The sequence below is a fragment of the Citrobacter sp. Igbk 16 genome (genome assembly GCF_028069755.1).
GTDB lineage: Bacteria > Pseudomonadota > Gammaproteobacteria > Enterobacterales > Enterobacteriaceae > Citrobacter.
This window is the reverse complement of the sequence record NZ_JANEWJ010000036.1, coordinates 24,223-44,873: the sequence shown is the minus strand read 5'-3', so window position 1 is coordinate 44,873 and position 20,651 is coordinate 24,223. Positions and strand designations below refer to the sequence as shown.

Below are 20,651 nucleotides of genomic sequence, written 5' to 3'. Positions count from 1 at the left end.
AAGTCAAGCATTTAATTTCGCTTTTCTTCGTGAGGTTCTCAGTGGAACCCCGCTGACCCGGCGGCTTGTAATCCGTTGTTCCGTGTCAGTGGAGGCGCATTATAGGGAGTTATTTCAGGCTGACAAGTTAAAAATACAAAAAACTTATCAAGCGATTACTTTTCGGACAATGAAGCTATTTTTGCCTGGTTTTCAAACAAAAACGAGCCCCGCAGGGCCCGTTTATTTAGGTTTTGTGACTTACTGCACTGCCACAATACGATCGTCATTCACTTCCAGACGAATCGTTTTGCCCGGAATCAGCTCACCAGACAAGATTTGCTGTGCCAGTGGGTTTTCGATCTGCTGCTGGATAGCACGTTTCAATGGACGTGCACCATACACAGGATCATAACCATTCACACTCAGCAATTTAAGTGCTTCGTCAGAGATGTGGATTTCATAACCACGCTCTTCCAGACGTTTGTACAGACGCTGCAGTTGGATCTGAGCAATAGAAGCAATGTGTTTCTCACCCAGCGGATGGAATACAACAACCTCATCTATACGGTTGATGAATTCCGGGCGGAAGTTCTGGCTCACAACGCCCAGCACCATATCTTTCATATGGCTGTAATCCAGCTCGCCGAAGCGCTCCTGAATCAGATCAGAGCCCAGGTTCGAAGTCATGATGACAACCGTATTACGGAAATCGACCGTTCTCCCCTGCCCGTCAGTCAAACGACCATCGTCAAGCACCTGCAGCAGAATGTTGAAGACATCCGGATGCGCTTTTTCCACTTCATCCAGCAGAATGACCGAATAAGGGCGACGACGCACCGCTTCCGTCAGGTACCCACCTTCTTCATAACCGACATATCCCGGAGGCGCACCTACCAGACGAGATACCGAGTGTTTCTCCATAAACTCGGACATATCGATACGCACCATCGCATCGTCACTGTCGAACATAAAGTTCGCCAGTGCTTTGCACAGCTCGGTTTTACCGACACCGGTTGGCCCCAGGAACAAGAATGAACCAATCGGACGATTCGGATCGGACAATCCTGCACGGCTACGACGGATGGCGTTAGATACCGCTTCTACCGCTTCGTTCTGGCCAATCACGCGGCTGTGCAGATCCTGTTCCATCCGCAACAATTTTTCCCGCTCGCCTTCCAACATACGAGCCACCGGGATACCGGTCCAGCGCGCCAGCACTTCGGCAATTTCTGCATCCGTCACTTTATTACGCAGCAGACGCATAGTTTTACCTTCAGACTGGGTTGCAGCTTCCAGCTGTTTTTCCAGTTCCGGAATTTTGCCGTACTGCAGTTCAGACATGCGCGCCAGGTCGCCGACACGACGCGCCTGTTCGATAGCGATTTTTGCCTGTTCCAGCTCTGCCTTAATGGTTTGCGTTCCAGAGAGGGACGCTTTTTCAGCTTTCCACTCTTCTTCTAACTCTGAATACTGGCGCTCTTTGTCGTCCAGTTCTTCATTAAGCATATCAAGACGTTTTTTACTTGCCTCATCAGACTCTTTCATCAACGCCTGCTGTTCCAGCTTGAGCTGGATAATACGGCGGTCGAGTCTGTCGAGTTCTTCCGGCTTGGAGTCAATCTGCATACGGATACTGGACGCTGCTTCATCGATAAGGTCGATAGCTTTATCCGGCAACTGACGGTCAGCAATGTAGCGGTGAGACAGCGTGGCTGCCGCAACAATCGCCGGGTCAGTAATCTGCACATGGTGGTGCAGCTCGTAACGCTCTTTCAGGCCGCGCAGAATGGCGATGGTGTCTTCTACTGATGGCTCAGCCACAAACACTTTCTGGAAACGACGTTCCAGCGCCGCATCTTTTTCGATGTACTGGCGATATTCATCAAGCGTGGTGGCCCCTACGCAGTGCAGTTCCCCGCGCGCCAGCGCCGGTTTCAGCATGTTACCGGCGTCCATCGCGCCATCGGCTTTACCTGCGCCGACCATTGTATGCAACTCATCGATAAACAGAATGACGTTGCCTTCCTGTTTCGAGAGATCGTTGAGCACACCTTTTAAACGTTCTTCAAACTCACCGCGATACTTCGCCCCGGCCACCAGCGCGCCCATATCCAGCGCCAGCACGCGACGACCTTTTAACCCTTCAGGTACTTCACCGTTAATGATTCGCTGTGCCAACCCTTCGACGATAGCGGTTTTACCAACACCTGGCTCACCGATCAAAACCGGGTTGTTTTTAGTACGACGTTGCAGCACCTGAATCGTGCGGCGAATTTCTTCATCACGACCGATAACCGGATCGAGCTTGCCTTGTTCGGCGCGTTCGGTCAGGTCGACGGTATATTTTTTCAAGGCCTGACGTTGGTCTTCAGCCCCCTGGTCATTCACGCTTTCACCTCCACGCATTTGTTCAATTGCCTGAGTGATATTGGCGGTTGTCGCTCCTGCTGATTTTAATAAATCGGTCAGCGTACCGCGCGACTCAAGCGCTGCCAGAACGAACAGTTCTGACGAAATGAAATTGTCTCCACGTTTTTGCGCCAGCTTGTCGCAAAGATTCAGTGCACGCACCAAATCCTGAGAAGGCTGAACATCACCGCCGGTACCTTCTACCTGTGGTAAACGGCTCAATGCCTGATCAATCGCTGTGCGTAACTGGCCAGCATTGATGCCAGCGGACGTTAACAAAGGACGAACCGATCCCCCTTCCTGATTCAGCAAGGCGCTCATTAGATGAAGTGGTTCGATAAATTGGTTGTCGTGCCCCAGTGCGAGTGACTGGGCATCGGCAAGAGCAAGCTGGAATTTATTGGTAAGACGATCCAGACGCATAACTCCTCCCATAACAGGTCAAAATTGCTACTGGAGATTAAATGAGGTCATCCCTCAATTATTCAAGGTGAATGACCTGAATTATGTGAAAAGAAAATTACACGTACCGGATCGTCTTGATTCTTTAGGTTATATCAGCCAAATAAAACTTGCCATACGACCCGTGGTATTGTCGCGACGATAAGAGAAGAACGTCTCACTTTCGTTGAAGGTGCAATGGTCGCCACCGTAGACGCTCTCTACCCCTACATTTGCCAGACGTTGACGTGCAAGCTTATAGATATCCGCCAGATATTTTTCACCACGCGGCACAAATGCACTGTCAGCTTGCGGATCTTTTGCCATAAACGCGGTGCGAACTTCTGCACCTACCTCAAACGCAATCGGACCAATCGCCGGCCCTAACCAGGCAATAATGTTTTCCGGCTTGTCGGCAAAGCACGCCACCGTTTCTTCCAGCACACCTTCACATAACCCGCGCCAGCCCGCATGGGCCGCCGCCACTTCTGTTCCAGCACGATTACAAAACAGCACCGGCAGACAGTCCGCCGTCATCACTGCACATACGGTGCCTGGCGTATTGCTGTAGGACGCATCTGCACGTTTAGATAAGTATGGCCCGCCGCTTAATTTCAGGACATCTTTACCGTGTACCTGTTCAAGCCAAACGGGTTTCGAAGGCAGATTGCCCGCAGCAAACAGCCGCTTGCGGTTCTCTTCCACATGCTCCGGGTTATCGCCACAATGGGCACCCAGGTTCAGCGAATCATAAGGCGACATACTGACGCCGCCAATGCGGGTAGAACTACAGGCTGCGACACCCTGAGGTATCGGCCACTGCGGGACAATTAGCTTACTCATAACCAGGCAACATCATCCTTATGCTCTTCAAAATCAGCGCGCATCACTTCGATAAGCTCCACCATATCTTGTGGGATTGGCGCATGCCATTCCATCTCGATACCGGAAATCGGATGATACAAACGCAACATGGTCGCGTGCAGCGCCTGACGGTCAAACTTACGCAGCACGGAGATAAACTCGTCAGAAGCACCTTTCGGCGGGCGCGGACGACCGCCGTAGACCTGATCGCCTACCAGCGGATGGGTGATATGCGCCATGTGCACGCGGATCTGGTGCGTACGTCCGGTTTCCAGACGCAACCGCAGACGCGTGTGCACACGGAAATGCTCCATAATGCGATAGTGCGTTACCGCAGGTTTCCCCATTGGATGCACTGACATATGCGTACGTTTGGTGGGATGACGGCTGATCGGTTCTTCGACCGTACCGCCCGCTGTCATATGGCCAATCGCCACAGCTTCATACTCACGAGTGATTTCGCGCAGCTGCAATGACTCGACCAGGCGTGTTTGCGCCGGGACAGTTTTTGCCACAACCATAAGCCCGGTTGTGTCTTTATCCAGACGGTGCACAATACCGGCTCGTGGGACATCCGCAATTGGCGGGTAGTAATGCAGCAACGCATTCAAAACCGTACCATCAGGATTGCCCGCGCCCGGATGAACCACCAGATCACGTGGTTTGTTGATGACGAGAATGTCGTCATCTTCATAAACGATATCCAGCGGGATATCCTGAGCTTCAAAACGAATCTCTTCATCAATTTCAGCATTGATGGAGACACGCTCTCCACCTAACACTTTTTCTTTCGGCTTATCGCAAAGATTGCCATTTACCAGTACGCGCTGGTCGAGGATCCATTCTTTTATGCGCGATCGCGAATAATCAGGGAACAATTCGGCCAAAGCCTGATCTAAGCGTTGACCAAGCTGATTTTCGGAGACTGTTGCGGTGAGTTCTACTCGTTGTGCCATAAACTGCTTCTTCGTTTAACGTTGGGTTTTACGGCTTTGCCGTTTAATATAGTGTGCTATTGTAGCTGGTCTTAACCGGGAGCAGGAACAGAGAATCTCCCGTATTACATTTTGAGGAAAGTCAAAACGTCATGACGCGCATGAAATATCTGGTGGCAGCAGCCACGTTGAGCCTGTTTTTGGCGGGTTGCTCTGGTTCAAAGGAAGAGGTGCCCGATAATCCGCCAAATGAAATCTACGCGACTGCTCAGCAAAAGCTGCAGGACGGTAACTGGAAACAGGCAATAACGCAATTGGAAGCGTTGGATAACCGTTATCCATTTGGACCGTATTCTCAGCAGGTGCAATTAGATCTCATCTACGCCTACTACAAAAACGCCGATCTGCCACTTGCTCAGGCTGCCATCGATCGTTTTATTCGTCTGAACCCAACTCACCCTAACATTGATTATGTCATGTACATGCGTGGCCTGACCAATATGGCGCTGGACGATAGCGCACTGCAAGGATTCTTTGGCGTCGATCGTAGCGATCGCGATCCACAGCATGCCCGAGCTGCGTTTAATGACTTTTCCAAACTGGTACGTGGTTATCCGAACAGCCAGTACACAACCGATGCCACTAAGCGTCTGGTATTCCTGAAAGATCGTCTGGCGAAGTATGAATACTCTGTTGCTGAGTACTATACCGCCCGTGGCGCATGGGTTGCAGTCGTGAACCGTGTGGAAGGTATGCTGCGTGACTATCCGGATACCCAGGCAACGCGTGATGCCCTGCCGTTGATGGAAAACGCTTATCGCCAAATGCAGATGAATGCCCAGGCAGAAAAAGTAGCGAAAATCATTGCCGCTAACAGCAGCAACACCTGATTGACCTCAGAATGCAAAACGGCAGCCTCTGGGCTGCCGTTTTTTTATTCGTTAACGCCACAACTGAAGCGGTTTAGCTGCGACGCATCCTATCAAATATGGCCTGCTTTCAGGTATTCCTCAAGTAAAAAATCGCCTGTTCCTGCGGTGCCTCACAAAAAGGTTTTCTTGACAAAAAGCGACAAAATAATGTGATTTAGATCACACATTTTGACATTAGGAACGGTATGCTGGAATCACCAAGACGGGAAAGACAAGAGGTAAAATTTATGACAATGAACATTACCAGTAAACAAATGGAAATTACTCCGGCAATTCGCCAGCATGTCGCAGACCGTCTCTCCAAACTGGATAAATGGCAAACTCATCTGATTAATCCACATATCATTCTGTCTAAGGAGCCACAGGGTTTCATTGCTGATGCCACCATCAACACCCCGAATGGACATCTGGTCGCCAGCGCAAAACACGAGGATATGTACACCGCCATTAACGATTTGATCAACAAGCTGGAACGGCAGCTCAATAAAGTGCAGCACAAAGGCGAAGCCCGTCGTGCAACAACTTCAGTAAAAGACGCCAACTTCGTCGAAGCAGAAGAAGAGTAGTCCCTTACATTGAGTGTATCGCCAACGCGCCTTCGGGCGCGTTTTTTGTTGACAGGGTGAAAACAGTACGGGTACTTTACTGATGTAGCCAAAGGAAAATTACATGAAACTTGTCCCGTTCTTCTTCGCATTCTTTTTTACCTTCCCCTGAATGGGAGGCGTTTCGTCGTGTGATAAAGAATGCGAAGACGAACAATAAGGCCTCCCACAACGGGGGGCCTTTTTTATTGATAACAAGAAAGGCAACACTATGACATCGGAAAACCCATTACTGGCGCTGCGAGAAAAGATCAGCTCGCTGGATGAAAAATTACTGGCCCTGCTGGCAGAACGACGTGGTCTGGCGGTAGAAGTCGGTAAAGCCAAGTTGCTGTCTCATCGCCCGGTACGCGATATTGATCGGGAACGCGACCTGCTGGACCGTTTAATTCAGCTTGGTAAAGCACATCACCTCGATGCCCACTACATCACGCGCTTGTTCCAGCTTATTATCGAAGACTCTGTCCTGACCCAGCAGGCGCTCCTTCAGCAACATCTGAACAAGATCAACCCGCATTCCGCTCGTGTTGCCTTCCTGGGACCAAAAGGGTCTTACTCACACCTTGCAGCACGTCAGTACGCCGCACGTCATTTTGAGCAGTTTATTGAAAGCGGCTGCGCGAAATTTGCCAATATCTTTAATCAGGTTGAAACCGGACAGGCAGACTACGCGGTAGTGCCTATTGAAAACACCAGTTCCGGTGCGATTAATGACGTTTACGATCTTCTGCAGCACACCAGCCTCTCTATCGTCGGAGAGATGACGATTACTATCGACCATTGCGTACTGGTGTCGGGAACAACCGATCTGGAGAGCATCGACACGGTATACAGCCATCCGCAGCCGTTCCAGCAGTGCAGCAAGTTCCTGAACCGCTACCCGCACTGGAAGATTGAATACACTGAAAGCACTTCAGCTGCGATGGAAAAGGTCGCCCAGGCTAACTCACCACGCGTAGCAGCCCTGGGGAGCGAAGCCGGTGGTGTATTGCATGGTCTGCAGGTACTTGAGCATATTGAAGCTAATCAGACGCAAAACATTACCCGCTTCGTGGTTCTGGCACGTAAAGCAATCAATGTTTCTGACCAGGTTCCAGCGAAAACAACGTTGCTGATGGCGACAGGACAACAGGCAGGTGCGCTGGTTGAAGCGCTGCTGGTACTGCGTAACCATAATCTGATTATGACCAAGCTGGAATCCCGCCCGATTCACGGCAATCCGTGGGAAGAGATGTTTTATCTCGATATCCAGGCCAACCTGGAATCACCCCAGATGCAAAAAGCCCTGAAGGAGTTGGGGGAGATTACGCGTTCGATGAAAGTATTGGGATGTTATCCGAGTGAAAACGTGGTGCCGGTCGACCCGAGCTAACGTGACAATGCCGGATGGTGCTGCGCTTATCCGGCCTACAATTCAGGCGATTTTTGTAGGCCGATAAGGCGAAGCCGCCATCAGGCATCTTACTTATTGACGGCTATCGTTAGCCTGGCGTAACAGGGTACGACTTTCACTCTGGAAGCGCTGCGCATAGTCGCCAAACCAGTGTTCCACCTTACGGAAACTGTCGATAAAAGCCTGCTTATCCCCCTGCTCCAGCAAACCAATCGCTTCGCCAAAACGTTGGTAATAACGTTTGATGAGCGCAAGATTACTCTCTGACGACATAATAATATCGGCATAGAGCTGAGGGTCCTGGGCAAACAGACGACCAACCATTGCCAGTTCAAGACGGTAAATAGGTGAAGAAAGAGCCAGCAACTGCTCCAGTTGCACATTCTCCTCCGCTAAATGCAGCCCGTAAGCAAATGTCGCAAAGTGACGTAGCGCTTGAATAAACGCCATATTCTGGTCGTGCTCAACGGCGCTAATCCGATGCAGTCTCGCGCCCCAAACCTGAATCTGCTCAAGGAACCACTGATAGGCTTCCGGCTGCCGCCCATCACACCAAACCACGACCTGTTTTGCCAGACTGCCGCTGTCCGGACCAAACATCGGGTGTAAACCCACAACCGGACCGTCGTGTGCCGCCAGCATCGCCTGCAGAGGACCATTTTTCACCGAGGCCAGATCGACCAGAATACAATCAGACGGCAGGCGCGGTAATTTCGCGATTACCTGTTCAGTAACGTGGATCGGCACACTGACGATCACCATGCCTGCATCGGCGACGATCTCAGTGGCGCGCTCCCAGTCCTGCTGTTCCAGGATCCGCACCTGATAGCCAGACAGCGTCAGCATCTTCTCGAACAGCCGCCCCATCTGCCCGCCACCACCGACGATCACCACCGGACGCAAAGAAGGGCAAAGCGTCTTAAAGCCTTTGTCATTCTCACTTGAATAAGACTCGCGCATAACCCGACGCAATACATCTTCGATCAGATCTGGCGGCACCCCCAGCGCTTCAGCTTCTGCGCGGCGGGAAGCCAGCATTGTGGCTTCCCGCTCTGGTACGTAGATCGGCAGCCCAAAGCGGCTTTTGACTTCACCGACTTCGGCAACCAGCTCCAGACGGCGTGCCAGTAAATCCAGCAATGCCTTATCAACTTCATCAATTTGATCGCGCAATGCGGTCAATTCAGCAACCATACCAACCTCTTATGCTACACGCGCCGTCAGCTGGCCGTTTAAATCTTGACTAATTTCACGCAGTAGCGCATCCGTCATTTCCCAGCTAATGCAGGCATCAGTTACGGAGACACCGTATTTCATTTCGCTGCGTGGCTGTTCGGAGGACTGGTTGCCTTCGTGAATATTACTTTCAATCATCAAGCCGATGATCGAGCGATTGCCATCTTTGATTTGGGCGATCACAGATTCAGCCACGGCTGGCTGGCGACGGTAATCTTTATTGGAATTACCATGACTGCAATCTACCATCAGAGAAGGTCGTAGTCCTGCCTGCTCCATCTCTTTTTCGCACTGGGCGACATCAGCCGGGCTGTAGTTCGGCGCTTTACCACCGCGCAGGATCACGTGACCATCTGGATTACCCTGCGTTTGCAGCAGTGCAACCTGCCCCGCCTGGTTAATACCCACAAAGCGGTGTGATTGTGCTGCAGCACGCATGGCGTTAATTGCCGTCGCCAGGCTCCCATCCGTACCATTCTTAAAACCAACCGGCATAGAAAGACCAGAAGCCATTTCACGATGCGTCTGTGATTCAGTGGTACGCGCACCGATAGCTGACCAGCTAAACAGATCGCCCAGGTATTGCGGGCTGTTTGGATCTAACGCTTCTGTAGCCAGCGGTAGCCCCATATTCACCAATTCAAGCAGCAATTGACGCGCAATTTTCAGACCCGCTTCAACATCAAAAGAGCCATCCATATGAGGATCGTTAATCAACCCTTTCCAGCCGACGGTGGTACGGGGCTTTTCAAAATAGACGCGCATCACCAGGTAGAGGCTATCGCTGACCTCTGCGGCAAGGGCTTTAAATCGACGAGCGTACTCAATAGCCGCTTCAGGATCGTGAATCGAGCATGGACCACACACCACCAGCAGTCGCGGGTCGCGGCCAGAGATAATGTCTGAAATGGTTTTACGCGACTGAGCGATTTGCGCCTCCTGTGCGAGGCTCAGCGGAAATTCCGCTTTAAGCTGCTCTGGGGTCATCAGAACCTGTTCGTCGGTAATGTGTACGTTGTTCAGCGCGTCTTTTTGCATGATGGTGATCCTGTTTAGCTCGTTTGCGATAGTTTTCCTCAGCGAGGAGGTAATCACGATAACACAACGGGTAAAGATTTCAATCCACATTCCGTAATTTTTTGTTTACAGTAAGCGACTTTTCAGCAAAATTACCGCAAGATACCGTACATTTAAATTTACACATCTCTATATATGAATCCGCTATGCTTTAAAAAAACGGGGAGAACAGGCAATGAAGCAACTCATCTGTACCTTATTTGTATTATTTCTCAGCGGATGTCAGATAGATCCCTATACTTTCTCCCCCACCTGGACAGGTACCGACTGGTTTGATGCCGGGATACAAGATGCCATTTCAGGCTATGTCGTTAAAGATAACGAGACACTTGCCGACAACTACAATGACCCAGAGGTCGATCGCGCCCAATATCTTAAGGGGTACGCCGAAGGACAAAGGAAAACCTGTCAGCAGGACTTTGTTTACGCAAGAGGATTGACCGGAAAAACCTTCCCTGCCAGTTGCGACACGGTAGACAATGTCAGCCAGTTACATGACGCATGGCAAAAAGGAGCAAATGAAGGTGCGGCCTCAACAAGGTTAAATTAAACAAGAGCTTAAATTTTATAAATTAATGAGATTTAGCTTAAATACTCAATACACTCATTCCAGGAATAATGACGCCCTGGGAAAATAATGTTATTTTGTTGCAAACGATCTTGAATGTATATCGACGCATTACGGCAAACGCTGGTAGGTACCTATTCATGAGCTTTTCTTACCGACTCATACTTCTACTGGCACTGCTTCTGACCGGATTACCTCTGTACGCTCACAGCGTTACGGAAGAGGCAAAATCTGTGCGCTCTATGGTTTCCGGTATCGTCAGTTATACACGCTGGCCCGCACTTTCAGGGCCACCAAAACTGTGTATATTCTCTTCTTCGCGCTTTTCCAGCGTGCTGGAAGATACCCGAGCAGGAGCACTACCCTATCTTCCTGTCATCATTCATACGGAACAAGAAGTTTTAGTTGCGCAGTGTGATGGCTTTTATTTTGGAAAAGAAAGCCCTACATATCAGGCGGAATTAAAGAATAAATATCCTACTAAGGCATTGTTATTAATTGCCGAACAGAATCCCGAATGCGTTATTGGCAGCGCTTTTTGCCTCATAATTAAAGATGAAGACGTGAGATTTTCCGTAAATATGGATTCCCTGTCACGCAGCGGTGTAAGGGTGAGTCCGGACGTATTGATGCTTGCGCGGAATAAAAAGCATGAATAAGGGTCCTTCTCCCATAAAACGCCCAACGTTTAAGCGGACACTACGGCGTATCAGCATCGTCAGCGTACTGGTAACCATGACGCTGATTTGGCTGCTGCTTAGCATTTCTTCTGTGCTGGCTTTGAAGCAATACGCACAAAAGAACCTGGATCTCACGGCAGCAACCATGACCCGCACGCTCGAAGCAGCATTAGTCTTTTCGGATAGTGTCGCAGCATCGGAAACGCTGGCTGCATTGGGGCAGCAAGGGCAATTTTCAGTTGCAGAGGTCCGCAATCAAAAGCAGAAAGTGATCGCCACCTGGCACTATGACGCGCAGGATACCACTGACAAAATCAGCAGCATCATCAGCCACTGGCTGTTCCCGCAACCGGTGACTCAGCCCATTTTGCACAATGGCGACGTTATTGGTGAGGTGCGCTTGATTGCCCGCGATAGCGTTATTAGCCATTTTATTTATTTGTCGCTAGCCGTTCTTACCGGATGCATTTTACTGGCATCGGGTATTGCGTTGATGCTTACTCGTTATTTACACAATGGCGTCGTGGACGCCCTGCAAAATATTACTGAAGTGGTACATGATGTTCGTACCAATCGAAATTTCTCGCGGCGCGTATCTGAAGAGCGGATTGAAGAATTTCATCTGTTTGCGCAGGACTTTAATAGCCTGCTGGATGAGATGGAAGAGTGGCAACTACGTCTGCAGGCAAAGAATGCCCAACTGTTGCGTACCGCGCTACATGACCCTTTGACCGGTCTTGCGAACCGTGCCGCATTTCGTAGCAGTATTAACGCACTGATGAACGACGACGCGGCCCACAGCAGCTCTGCGTTGCTATTCCTTGATGGCGATAATTTTAAATTTATTAATGATACCTGGGGACACGCTGCGGGCGATCGGGTCCTGATCGAAGTCGCAAAAAGGTTGGCCGAATTTGGTGGTAATCGGCATCACCCATACCGACTTGGCGGCGATGAATTTGCCATGGTGCTTTACAGCGTCCATTCTGAATACGAAGTTCAACGTATCTGCGCGGCGTTGTCGCAAGAGTTTAATCGACCTTTTGACCTGCATAACGGTCATCTGGCAAGCATGACACTCAGTATTGGTTTTGCACTGACGTGGGAACATGCCTCTGCCGAGAAATTACAAGAACTTGCCGATCACAATATGTATCAGGCTAAAAATTTGCGCGCTGAGCGCATTATTAAAAAATAAGGAATTACACACATGCTAAAACGTTTATTATCCCCGTTTATTCTCATCATGCTGATTCTGGCAGGCTGTCAGGCGCCTCAGGGGAAATTTACCCCAGAGCAAATTGCAGCGATGAAATCGTACGGATTCACTGAAGCTTCAGGAGACTGGTCTCTGGGTTTGTCTGACACCATACTGTTTGACAAAAACGACTATAAACTCCGCCCTGAAAGTGAAAAGCAAATCCAGGAAATGGCGTCCAAACTGGCTGCTACCGGGTTAAACCATGCTCGTCTGGATGGGCATACCGATAACTATGGTGAGGACAGCTACAACGAAGCTCTGTCGCTCAAACGAGCCAATGTGGTTGCAGATGCCTGGGCTCAGGGTGCCAACATTCCACGCACTAACCTGACAACCCAAGGGCTCGGGAAGAAATACCCGATTGCCAGCAACCAGACTTCAAAAGGGCGCGCTGAAAACCGCCGCGTTGCGGTAGTCATCAGTACACCTTAATCATTACCCGGCTGGCTGCGCTAACAGAGAATGGGACGTACTGAACTCGCGCAGTCAGTCGATTGCAATGACGAACGAAACACCCGCCCCACACGACTCAGCACCTCGCCGGTAACGTAACAATCACCTTTCCATTAAGCCTTAAACGCCCCAAAACCAATTTACCCGGCTAACCGCTGGCATCGGTATTCTGTCGATATAAAAAAAGGGGCCAGCCAAAAATGGCCAGCCCCTTCTATCAGGATGTCGCCTGAGCGATATCTTAGTTAAGACGCTCTTTGATACGAGCAGACTTACCAGTACGCTCACGCAGGTAGTACAGTTTAGCTTTACGAACAGCACCACGACGTTTAACAGCAATGCTGTCAACTACCGGAGAGTGAGTCTGGAAGACACGCTCAACGCCTTCGCCGTTGGAAATTTTACGAACAGTGAATGCAGAGTGCAGACCGCGGTTACGAATAGCGATAACCACGCCCTCGAATGCCTGCAGACGTTTTTTGGAACCTTCAACAACCCATACTTTCACTTCCACGGTATCACCCGGACGGAAGGAAGGTACGTCCTGCTTCATCTGTTCTTGTTCAAGTTGCTTAATAATGTTGCTCATAATTTAATCTCTTATCCTGGGTAAACTGATATTGGGGGCTTACGCCTGCCCATCATGTTTATGTTGCTGTTGTGCGTGTTCCTTTTTGAACTCCGCCAGCAACCTTGCTTGCTCTTCAGTCAGAGCCAGGTTTTCCAGAAGTTCAGGTCTTCTAAGCCAGGTCCGGCCCAGCGACTGCTTCAAACGCCAGCGACGTATTTCAGCGTGGTTTCCCGACAGTAATACCGCCGGTACCTCCATCTGTTCTAACACTTCAGGTCGGGTATAGTGTGGACAGTCCAGCAACCCGTCAGCAAACGAATCTTCAATTGCTGATGCTTCATGACCCAGTACGCCCGGAATAAACCGGGAAACGGAGTCGATCAGCGTCATTGCCGGTAACTCACCACCGCTGAGAACGTAATCGCCGATTGACCATTCTTCATCAATTTCGGTTTGAATCACGCGCTCATCTATTCCTTCATAGCGACCGCACACCAGAATCAACTTTTGATTCGTTGCCAGTTCGCTAACGCCCGCTTGATCAAGCTTGCGTCCCTGAGGTGACAGATAAATCACCTTTGCGCCTTCACCAGCCGCAGCTTTTGCTGCATGAATAGCATCCCGTAAAGGTTGCACCATCATCAACATCCCCGGTCCGCCGCCGTAAGGACGATCGTCCACGGTACGGTGCCGGTCATGCGTAAAGTCACGAGGACTCCAGCTCTGGATGTTCAGCAGGCCATTTTTTACTGCCCGGCCAGTTACCCCGTAATCGGTAATTGCGCGGAACATTTCTGGAAACAGGCTAACGATACCTATAAACACAAGCCAATCCCCATAACGCCGACTTTTACCGTTTATCCGGTGGTTTAAAAACCAGGATCCCAATCTACTTCGATAGTACGAGTAGCGAGATCGACTTTCTTGATAACCTGCCCATCGAGGAACGGTACTAAACGTTCCTTGATACCAAACGCATCTTTCAGGTTTGCCTTAATGACGATCACGTCATTCGATCCGGTTTCCATCATATCGACGACTTTTCCGAGATCGTAGCCTTCAGTGGTCACTACCTGGCAACCCATAAGGTCTTTCCAGTAGTAGGAACCCTCTTCCAGCGCAGGCAACTGCGAGGAATCCACGACAATTTCACAATTAGTCAGTAGATTCGCCGAATCACGATCGTCAACGCCTTTCAGCTTGATGATCAGATCCTGATTGTGGTGCTTCCAGCTTTCCAGCTGTACTTGCTGCCACTGACCCGCCTTCTGGATAAACCAGGGCTGATAGTCAAAAATGCTTTCGGCGTCTTCAGTGGAAGAAAACACTCTGAGCCAACCACGGATACCGTAAGAAGACCCCATTTTCCCCAAAACGATGGGTTCCACGGGTGCCTGTGCGGCGAGTTGCTTGCTCATCATGACCACCGTGACAGATTAAGCTGCTTTGTTTGCTGCTTTGATCAGCGTAGCTACGCGATCAGAAATAGTCGCGCCCTGGCCAACCCAGTGAGCGATGCGATCCAGATCCAGGCGAGTGCCTTCTTCTTTTTCGCTAGCGATCGGGTTAAAGAAGCCAACGCGCTCGATGAAGCGACCGTTGCGTGCATTACGGCTGTCGGTGACAACAACCTGGTAGAACGGACGCTTTTTAGCGCCGTGACGAGCTAAACGAATAGTTACCATAACATCCTCTTGTGTGAATAAAACACCGGGCCCCATCGAGGGAAGGGACCCGGTGTCATATTAAAAGCCCAAAAATTTTACTGATTTCTGAGAAAAAAGCAATCAACAGTTAATAACTCTGCCGTAGAAGGCCGTCGGCGGCGCAGCAAGTTCGGTGCCGGCGTGCGCGCAGCCACCGCAGCGTACACGCAGTACGTGAGGATGGCGAGCACACCCCGGAGCCGAAATAGCCAGTGAGCCAGGCCGGAAAAATTAGCGCCCAGGGAAGCCAGGCGGCATCATCCCCTTCATATTCCGCATCATCTTCGCCATCCCGCCCTTCTTCATTTTCTTCATCATGCGCTGCATGTCGTCGAACTGTTTCAGAAGACGGTTAACATCCTGTACCTGCATCCCGCAGCCCAGTGCGATACGGCGTTTGCGGGAACCTTTGATGATTTCCGGCTTAGCGCGTTCTTTCATCGTCATCGAGTTGATGATGGCTTCCATACGCACCAGCACTTTATCGTCCATCTGCGATTTCACGTTGTCAGGGATCTGACCCATGCCCGGCAGTTTGCCCATCAGGCTGGCCATGCCGCCCATGTTTTTCATCTGCTTAAGCTGTTCAAGGAAATCGTTCAGATCGAAGCCGTCGCCTTTTTTCAGCTTGCTGGCTAATTTCTCTGCCTGTGCGCGGTCAACTTTGCTTTCGATATCTTCGATCAGCGACAGCACATCACCCATGCCGAGAATACGGGAGGCAATCCTGTCCGGGTGGAACGGCTCCAGCGCTTCCGTTTTCTCACCGACACCGAGGAATTTAATCGGCTTACCGGTGATATGACGAATAGACAGTGCCGCACCGCCACGGGCGTCACCGTCGACTTTAGTCAGTACCACACCGGTCAGCGGCAGAGCTTCGTTAAACGCTTTCGCAGTATTCGCAGCATCCTGACCCGTCATAGCATCGACAACAAACAGCGTTTCTACCGGATTGATAGACGCGTGGACCTGTTTGATTTCGTCCATCATCGCTTCATCAACGTGCAGACGACCGGCGGTATCCACCAGTAGCACGTCGTAGAATTTGAGTTTAGCTTCTTTCAGCGCGGCGTTAACGATATCAATCGGCTTCTGACCGACGTCAGAAGGGAAGAAGTCCACGCCGACCTGTTCGGCCAACGTTTCCAGCTGTTTGATCGCCGCCGGGCGATAGACGTCCGCGGAGACCACCAGTACTTTCTTCTTGTGCTTCTCGCGCAGGAATTTACCCAGCTTACCTACGCTGGTCGTTTTACCCGCACCCTGCAGACCCGCCATCAACACCACTGCCGGTGGCTGGGCCGCCAGGTTCAGCGTCTGGTTCTCTTCGCCCATCGCCGCGACGAGTTCGTTACGAACAATTTTGACGAACTCCTGACCCGGCGTCAGGCTCTTATTCACTTCATGACCAACCGCTTTCTCTTTTACGCGATTGATAAACTCACGCACTACCGGCAGCGCGACGTCAGCCTCCAGCAGCGCCATGCGCACTTCGCGCAGCGTCTCTTTAACGTTGTCTTCAGTAAGGCGTCCACGGCCACTGATATTGCGCAGCGTGCGCGACAAACGATCGGTTAAATTATCAAACATTGTCTCTCGCCTGGGGTGGAAACGGTCGGTCGCAACAGCGACACATCAACAGAAATTTGCCGCAGTATAACATGAAGCCGCCTTTGTTGTTATGCAACGGTTGGAGCAGAGGTCACGTAACGCTATACTGCTTTTCTTTACTCTTGGTCAACTGTCGACACCCATATGCCCGTTTTTGCTCTGTTAGCCCTTGTCGCCTATTCCGTCAGCCTTGCGCTGATCGTTCCCGCCCTGCTGCAAAAAAACAGCGGTTGGCGGCGTATGGCTATTCTTTCTGCGGTTATCGCGCTGGTCTGTCACGCGTTTGCCCTGGAAGCACGTATTCTGCCAGGTGGTGAAAGCGGACAAAACCTGAGCCTGCTGAACGTCGGTTCTCTTGTTAGCCTGATGATCTGTACGGTAATGACCATTGTGGCCTCACGCAACCGCGGCTGGCTATTGCTGCCGATCGTGTATGCCTTTGCATTAATCAATCTGGCATGCGCTACGTTTATGCCCAACGAATACATCACCCACCTTGAAGCCACACCGGGCATGATGATTCACATCGGGCTATCGCTCTTATCCTATGCCACCTTAATCATTGCCGCGCTGTATGCGCTGCAACTGGCATGGATCGATTATCAGCTCAAAAATAAAAGACTGGCGTTCAACAATGAAATGCCGCCATTGATGAGCATTGAGCGCAAAATGTTTCATATCACCCAGATAGGCGTGGTTCTGCTGACGCTGACGCTATGTACTGGCCTGTTTTATATGCACAACCTGTTCAGCACAGAAAATATTGATAAAGCCGTTCTGTCTATCGTGGCATGGTTTGTCTATATCGTTCTGCTGTGGGGACATTACCATGAAGGCTGGCGCGGACGTCGTGTCGTCTGGTTTAACGTCGCAGGCGCAGGCATTCTGACGCTGGCCTATTTCGGCAGCCGCATCTTGCAGCAGTTTGTGAGTTAAGTCTTTTAAGGAACCTACGTGGAACACATCTCCACCACCACGCTTATTGTTACGCTTCTCATCATGGTGGTTATTTCCGCCTATTTTTCCGGTTCCGAAACCGGAATGATGACCCTGAACCGCTACCGTCTGCGACACCGCGCAAAACAGGGAAATCGTCAGGCAAAACGCGTTGAGAAACTGCTTCGTAAGCCCGACCGTCTGATAAGCCTGGTCCTCATTGGTAACAACCTGGTGAATATACTGGCCTCAGCGCTCGGAACCATTGTCGGTATGCGTCTGTATGGCGATGCGGGCGTGGCAATCGCCACCGGGGTTCTGACCTTTGTGGTACTGGTATTTGCTGAAGTATTGCCCAAAACCATTGCCGCGCTGTATCCAGAAAAGGTGGCCTATCCCAGCAGCGTGTTGTTAGCGCCACTGCAAATACTGATGATGCCGCTTGTCTGGTTACTGAATACCATCACACGTCTGCTGATGCGTATGATGGGCATCAAAACAGATATCGTGGTGAGCGGTTCGCTGAGTAAAGATGAACTACGAACGCTGGTGAATGAATCGCGCTCGCAAATCTCTCGCCGTAACCAGGATATGCTACTGTCCGTGCTGGACCTGGAAAAAGTCAGCGTCGATGACATTATGATCCCGCGTAACGAAATCATCGGTATCGATATTAACGATGACTGGAAATCAATCGTCCGCCAACTTTCGCACTCCCCGCACGGGCGTATCGTGCTGTACCGCGACTCACTGGATGATGCCATTAGTATGCTGCGCGTCCGTGAAGCCTGGCGACTCATGGCCGAGAAAAAGGAGTTCACCAAAGAGACCATGTTACGCGCCGCCGACGAGATCTACTTTGTCCCGGAAGGTACCCCACTCAGCACTCAGTTGATCAAATTTCAGCGTAATAAGAAGAAGGTCGGCCTGGTGGTCAACGAATATGGCGATATTCAGGGGTTGGTCACCGTTGAAGATATTCTGGAGGAGATTGTCGGTGACTTCACCACGTCAATGTCCCCGACGCTTGCCGAAGAAGTCACGCCGCAGAATGACGGCTCAGTGATTATTGACGGCAGCGCCAACGTTCGTGAAATCAATAAGGCCTTTAACTGGCATTTGCCGGAAGATGATGCGCGAACGGTAAACGGTATTATCCTTGAAGCACTGGAAGAGATCCCCGTTGCCGGCACGCGAGTGCGCATTGGTCAGTACGATATCGATATTCTCGACGTACAGGACAATATGATTAAGCAGGTGCAGGTATTGCCGGTCAAACCGCTTCGCGAGAGCGTATCTGACCAGTGAGGATAATCCAGACCGGGTAACGCATCAGCACTACCCGGTCTGAAGCTGATTAGCTTTTAGCTTTCGCGACGGAAACCATCGCCGCGCGAATGGTACGTCCGTTAAGGGTATAGCCTTTCTGCATTACCATCAGCACGTTACCGGCAGCAACTTCATCAGACTCAACCATGGCAATAGCCTGGTGTACGTTCGGGTCCATCGGCACATCGATATCCGCAACCACCTGCACGCCAAACTTCGCCACAACATCCAGCATCGATTTACGGGTCAGTTCAATACCTTCAACCATCGCCGCCATCGCGTCATTATCTTTGTTCGCCACTTCCAGCGCGCGGTCCAGGCTATCCAGCACCGGCAGCAGTTCGTTGACGAATTTTTCCAGTGCAAACTTATGCGCTTTTTCTACGTCCAGTTCGGTACGACGACGCAGGTTTTCCATTTCCGCTTTGATACGCAACACGCTGTCACGCTCGCGCGTTTCAGCTTCTGCAAGCTGAGCCTCCAGATTCGCAATCTTTTCATCGCGCGGATCCACCTGCTCAGCAGAAGCGTCTGATTCAACCGCCTCAACTTCTTCGTGCTGATCCATGATAATTTCTTCCGGGGCTTGCCCCTCAGGCGTTTTCTGTTCTTTACTACTCATGAATTTCTCCGCGTTTTTTCGCATTCATCTCGCTAACTTGGCTTATTATGGGGATCAGATTCAGGGATTCAAGGGAAGTACTCACATTGTCACCAATCTTCGTTACAAGGACCTCGATAAAATGAACAAACATTTCAAGTGTATTGGCATTGTGGGGCATCCACGTCACCCTACTGCACTGACGACACATGAAATGCTCTACCGCTGGTTATGCACGAAAGGTTACGAGGTTATCGTGGAGCAACAAATCGCCCATGAGCTCCAGCTGAAAAATGTGCAGACCGGTACGCTGGCAGAAATTGGTCAACAGGCGGACCTCGCGGTGGTTGTCGGTGGTGACGGCAATATGCTTGGGGCCGCACGCACGCTTGCGCGTTACGACATCAAGGTCATCGGGATTAACCGCGGCAACCTCGGTTTTCTGACCGATCTTGACCCGGACAATGCCCAACAGCAATTAGCAGATGTACTGGAAGGTCATTATATCAGCGAAAAGCGTTTTCTACTTGAAGCACAGGTCTGCCAGCAGGATTGCCAAAAGCGTATCAGCACTGCAATTAATGAAGTGGTGTTGCACCCAGGCAAAGTTGCGCACATGATTGAATTTGAAGTCTATATAGATGAAATTTTTGCCTTCTCTCAGCGTTCAGACGGACTGATTATCTCCACGCCAACTGGGTCTACCGCCTACTCGCTGTCTGCCGGAGGCCCCATTCTCACCCCTTCCCTGGATGCCATTACGCTGGTACCGATGTTCCCACATACGCTCTCCGCGCGCCCGCTGGTAATTAACAGTAACAGCACGATTCGCCTGCGCTTCTCGCATCGCCGTAATGACCTGGAGATCAGCTGCGACAGCCAGATTGCCTTACCTATACAGGAAGGCGAAGACGTATTGATTCGCCGCTGTGATTATCACCTGAATCTGATTCATCCCAAAGATTACAGCTATTTCAACACATTAAGCACTAAGTTAGGCTGGTCAAAAAAATTATTCTAATTTAACGCCAACCTCTTTACTGTATAAAAAACCAGTT

General features: G+C 50.6%; 22 protein-coding genes and 1 other annotated feature. Of the genes, 11 read left to right on the top strand and 11 right to left on the bottom strand.

Translation table 11 applies throughout. The features are described 5' to 3' along the window. Positions 1-240: 240 nt before the first annotated feature. The 3 genes from clpB to rluD form a co-directional block, all read right to left on the bottom strand. On the bottom strand, positions 241-2,814 hold the full coding sequence (gene clpB, locus NNO03_RS19490; protein WP_271450278.1) for an ATP-dependent chaperone ClpB: 2,574 nt from the start codon (positions 2,812-2,814) through the stop codon (positions 241-243). A 129-nt stretch (positions 2,815-2,943) separates the two neighbouring features. Next, positions 2,944-3,675 carry a purine nucleoside phosphorylase YfiH gene (gene yfiH / locus NNO03_RS19485; RefSeq protein ID WP_271442430.1) on the bottom strand — a complete coding sequence of 244 codons (732 nt, stop codon included), beginning with the start codon at positions 3,673-3,675 and terminating at the stop codon, positions 2,944-2,946. Then, positions 3,672-4,652 (bottom strand): 23S rRNA pseudouridine(1911/1915/1917) synthase RluD, encoded by a 981-nt coding sequence (gene rluD / locus NNO03_RS19480; RefSeq protein ID WP_271442429.1) that lies wholly within the window; start codon positions 4,650-4,652, stop codon positions 3,672-3,674. The genes yfiH and rluD overlap by 4 nt, the downstream gene beginning before the upstream one ends. Before the next feature lie 131 nt (positions 4,653-4,783). Between rluD and bamD the strand changes: the two genes are divergently transcribed. The 4 genes from bamD to pheA all read left to right on the top strand — a co-directional run bounded on the left by bamD (position 4,784) and on the right by pheA (position 7,540). Beyond that, positions 4,784-5,521: an outer membrane protein assembly factor BamD gene (gene bamD, locus NNO03_RS19475; RefSeq protein ID WP_005130417.1), complete on the top strand. Its 738-nt coding sequence runs from the start codon at positions 4,784-4,786 to the stop codon at positions 5,519-5,521. A 269-nt stretch (positions 5,522-5,790) separates the two neighbouring features. Next, entirely contained in the window at positions 5,791-6,129 is a 339-nt protein-coding gene (raiA, locus tag NNO03_RS19470; RefSeq protein WP_271442428.1) for a ribosome-associated translation inhibitor RaiA, read from the top strand. 102 nt (positions 6,130-6,231) lie between these two features. Continuing rightward, positions 6,232-6,357: a sequence feature (Phe leader region), on the top strand. Beyond that, a complete protein-coding gene (pheL, locus tag NNO03_RS19465) occupies positions 6,233-6,280 on the top strand; it encodes a pheA operon leader peptide PheL (RefSeq protein WP_100250063.1) in 48 nt (15 codons plus the stop codon). (Overlaps the previous feature by 48 nt.) A gap of 22 nt (positions 6,358-6,379) precedes the next feature. After that, entirely contained in the window at positions 6,380-7,540 is a 1,161-nt protein-coding gene (gene pheA, locus NNO03_RS19460; protein WP_271450277.1) for a bifunctional chorismate mutase/prephenate dehydratase, read from the top strand. Between the two features lie 93 nt (positions 7,541-7,633). On the opposite strand, the gene tyrA is transcribed toward pheA, so the two are convergent. Both tyrA and aroF read right to left on the bottom strand, forming a co-directional pair. Further along, the gene (tyrA, locus tag NNO03_RS19455) at positions 7,634-8,755 is read right to left on the bottom strand and encodes a bifunctional chorismate mutase/prephenate dehydrogenase (protein WP_271450276.1); all 1,122 of its coding nucleotides are present in this window, start codon (positions 8,753-8,755) and stop codon (positions 7,634-7,636) included. Positions 8,756-8,764: 9 nt separating this feature from the next. Next, entirely contained in the window at positions 8,765-9,835 is a 1,071-nt protein-coding gene (gene aroF, locus NNO03_RS19450) for a 3-deoxy-7-phosphoheptulonate synthase AroF (protein ID WP_005130422.1), read from the bottom strand. A 214-nt stretch (positions 9,836-10,049) separates the two neighbouring features. Here aroF and NNO03_RS19445 point away from each other — a divergent pair, with 214 nt between their 5' ends. The 4 genes from NNO03_RS19445 to NNO03_RS19430 all read left to right on the top strand — a co-directional run bounded on the left by NNO03_RS19445 (position 10,050) and on the right by NNO03_RS19430 (position 12,815). Beyond that, complete coding sequence (locus NNO03_RS19445; protein ID WP_271442425.1) at positions 10,050-10,424, top strand: DUF2799 domain-containing protein; 375 nt, start codon at positions 10,050-10,052, stop codon at positions 10,422-10,424. Positions 10,425-10,582: 158 nt separating this feature from the next. Further along, positions 10,583-11,101 carry a YfiR family protein gene (locus NNO03_RS19440; protein WP_040234078.1) on the top strand — a complete coding sequence of 173 codons (519 nt, stop codon included), beginning with the start codon at positions 10,583-10,585 and terminating at the stop codon, positions 11,099-11,101. After that, a complete protein-coding gene (dgcN, locus tag NNO03_RS19435) occupies positions 11,094-12,320 on the top strand; it encodes a diguanylate cyclase DgcN (RefSeq protein WP_271450275.1) in 1,227 nt (408 codons plus the stop codon). The genes NNO03_RS19440 and dgcN overlap by 8 nt, the downstream gene beginning before the upstream one ends. 12 nt (positions 12,321-12,332) lie before the next feature. Beyond that, a complete protein-coding gene (locus NNO03_RS19430; RefSeq protein WP_045446366.1) occupies positions 12,333-12,815 on the top strand; it encodes an OmpA family protein in 483 nt (160 codons plus the stop codon). 262 nt (positions 12,816-13,077) lie between these two features. Here NNO03_RS19430 and rplS read toward each other — a convergent pair whose 3' ends face one another. The 5 genes from rplS to ffh form a co-directional block, all read right to left on the bottom strand. Beyond that, positions 13,078-13,425, bottom strand: coding sequence for a 50S ribosomal protein L19 (rplS, locus tag NNO03_RS19425; RefSeq protein ID WP_002914145.1), 348 nt, complete (start codon positions 13,423-13,425; stop codon positions 13,078-13,080). Positions 13,426-13,464: 39 nt separating this feature from the next. Further along, positions 13,465-14,232: a tRNA (guanosine(37)-N1)-methyltransferase TrmD gene (gene trmD / locus NNO03_RS19420; protein WP_003031232.1), complete on the bottom strand. Its 768-nt coding sequence runs from the start codon at positions 14,230-14,232 to the stop codon at positions 13,465-13,467. A 44-nt stretch (positions 14,233-14,276) separates the two neighbouring features. Next, positions 14,277-14,825, bottom strand: a complete 549-nt coding sequence (gene rimM, locus NNO03_RS19415; RefSeq protein ID WP_271450281.1) for a ribosome maturation factor RimM — start codon at positions 14,823-14,825, stop codon at positions 14,277-14,279. Positions 14,826-14,843: 18 nt separating this feature from the next. Beyond that, positions 14,844-15,092: a 30S ribosomal protein S16 gene (rpsP, locus tag NNO03_RS19410; protein ID WP_003031228.1), complete on the bottom strand. Its 249-nt coding sequence runs from the start codon at positions 15,090-15,092 to the stop codon at positions 14,844-14,846. A gap of 252 nt (positions 15,093-15,344) precedes the next feature. Further along, a complete protein-coding gene (gene ffh, locus NNO03_RS19405) occupies positions 15,345-16,706 on the bottom strand; it encodes a signal recognition particle protein (RefSeq protein WP_271442422.1) in 1,362 nt (453 codons plus the stop codon). A gap of 165 nt (positions 16,707-16,871) precedes the next feature. On the opposite strand from ffh, the gene NNO03_RS19400 reads away from it, so the two are divergent. Further along, positions 16,872-17,663, top strand: a complete 792-nt coding sequence (locus tag NNO03_RS19400; RefSeq protein WP_137383491.1) for an inner membrane protein YpjD — start codon at positions 16,872-16,874, stop codon at positions 17,661-17,663. Between the two features lie 18 nt (positions 17,664-17,681). Then, positions 17,682-18,971, top strand: coding sequence for an HlyC/CorC family transporter (locus tag NNO03_RS19395; protein ID WP_005130434.1), 1,290 nt, complete (start codon positions 17,682-17,684; stop codon positions 18,969-18,971). Positions 18,972-19,020: 49 nt separating this feature from the next. On the opposite strand, the gene grpE is transcribed toward NNO03_RS19395, so the two are convergent. Then, positions 19,021-19,614 carry a nucleotide exchange factor GrpE gene (gene grpE, locus NNO03_RS19390; protein WP_048212941.1) on the bottom strand — a complete coding sequence of 198 codons (594 nt, stop codon included), beginning with the start codon at positions 19,612-19,614 and terminating at the stop codon, positions 19,021-19,023. 121 nt (positions 19,615-19,735) lie between these two features. Here grpE and nadK point away from each other — a divergent pair, with 121 nt between their 5' ends. Further along, entirely contained in the window at positions 19,736-20,614 is an 879-nt protein-coding gene (gene nadK, locus NNO03_RS19385; protein WP_137383492.1) for an NAD(+) kinase, read from the top strand. The last annotated feature ends 37 nt before the right edge of the window (positions 20,615-20,651 follow it).

What these genes read in the sequence shown, in the direction of transcription:
- rpsP (WP_003031228.1), bottom strand. Translation starts at nt 15,092, where the DNA reads ATGGTAACTATTCGTTTAGCTCGTCACGGCGCTAAAAAGCGTCCGTTC.
- grpE (WP_048212941.1), bottom strand. Translation starts at nt 19,614, where the DNA reads ATGAGTAGTAAAGAACAGAAAACGCCTGAGGGGCAAGCCCCGGAAGAA.
- bamD (WP_005130417.1), top strand. Translation starts at nt 4,784, where the DNA reads ATGACGCGCATGAAATATCTGGTGGCAGCAGCCACGTTGAGCCTGTTT.
- rplS (WP_002914145.1), bottom strand. Translation starts at nt 13,425, where the DNA reads ATGAGCAACATTATTAAGCAACTTGAACAAGAACAGATGAAGCAGGAC.
- dgcN (WP_271450275.1), top strand. Translation starts at nt 11,094, where the DNA reads ATGAATAAGGGTCCTTCTCCCATAAAACGCCCAACGTTTAAGCGGACA.
- yfiH (WP_271442430.1), bottom strand. Translation starts at nt 3,675, where the DNA reads ATGAGTAAGCTAATTGTCCCGCAGTGGCCGATACCTCAGGGTGTCGCA.
- tyrA (WP_271450276.1), bottom strand. Translation starts at nt 8,755, where the DNA reads ATGGTTGCTGAATTGACCGCATTGCGCGATCAAATTGATGAAGTTGAT.
- nadK (WP_137383492.1), top strand. Translation starts at nt 19,736, where the DNA reads ATGAACAAACATTTCAAGTGTATTGGCATTGTGGGGCATCCACGTCAC.
- clpB (WP_271450278.1), bottom strand. Translation starts at nt 2,814, where the DNA reads ATGCGTCTGGATCGTCTTACCAATAAATTCCAGCTTGCTCTTGCCGAT.
- pheA (WP_271450277.1), top strand. Translation starts at nt 6,380, where the DNA reads ATGACATCGGAAAACCCATTACTGGCGCTGCGAGAAAAGATCAGCTCG.
- rimM (WP_271450281.1), bottom strand. Translation starts at nt 14,825, where the DNA reads ATGAGCAAGCAACTCGCCGCACAGGCACCCGTGGAACCCATCGTTTTG.
- raiA (WP_271442428.1), top strand. Translation starts at nt 5,791, where the DNA reads ATGACAATGAACATTACCAGTAAACAAATGGAAATTACTCCGGCAATT.
- NNO03_RS19430 (WP_045446366.1), top strand. Translation starts at nt 12,333, where the DNA reads ATGCTAAAACGTTTATTATCCCCGTTTATTCTCATCATGCTGATTCTG.
- ffh (WP_271442422.1), bottom strand. Translation starts at nt 16,706, where the DNA reads ATGTTTGATAATTTAACCGATCGTTTGTCGCGCACGCTGCGCAATATC.
- rluD (WP_271442429.1), bottom strand. Translation starts at nt 4,652, where the DNA reads ATGGCACAACGAGTAGAACTCACCGCAACAGTCTCCGAAAATCAGCTT.
- NNO03_RS19445 (WP_271442425.1), top strand. Translation starts at nt 10,050, where the DNA reads ATGAAGCAACTCATCTGTACCTTATTTGTATTATTTCTCAGCGGATGT.
- NNO03_RS19400 (WP_137383491.1), top strand. Translation starts at nt 16,872, where the DNA reads ATGCCCGTTTTTGCTCTGTTAGCCCTTGTCGCCTATTCCGTCAGCCTT.
- NNO03_RS19440 (WP_040234078.1), top strand. Translation starts at nt 10,583, where the DNA reads ATGAGCTTTTCTTACCGACTCATACTTCTACTGGCACTGCTTCTGACC.
- aroF (WP_005130422.1), bottom strand. Translation starts at nt 9,835, where the DNA reads ATGCAAAAAGACGCGCTGAACAACGTACACATTACCGACGAACAGGTT.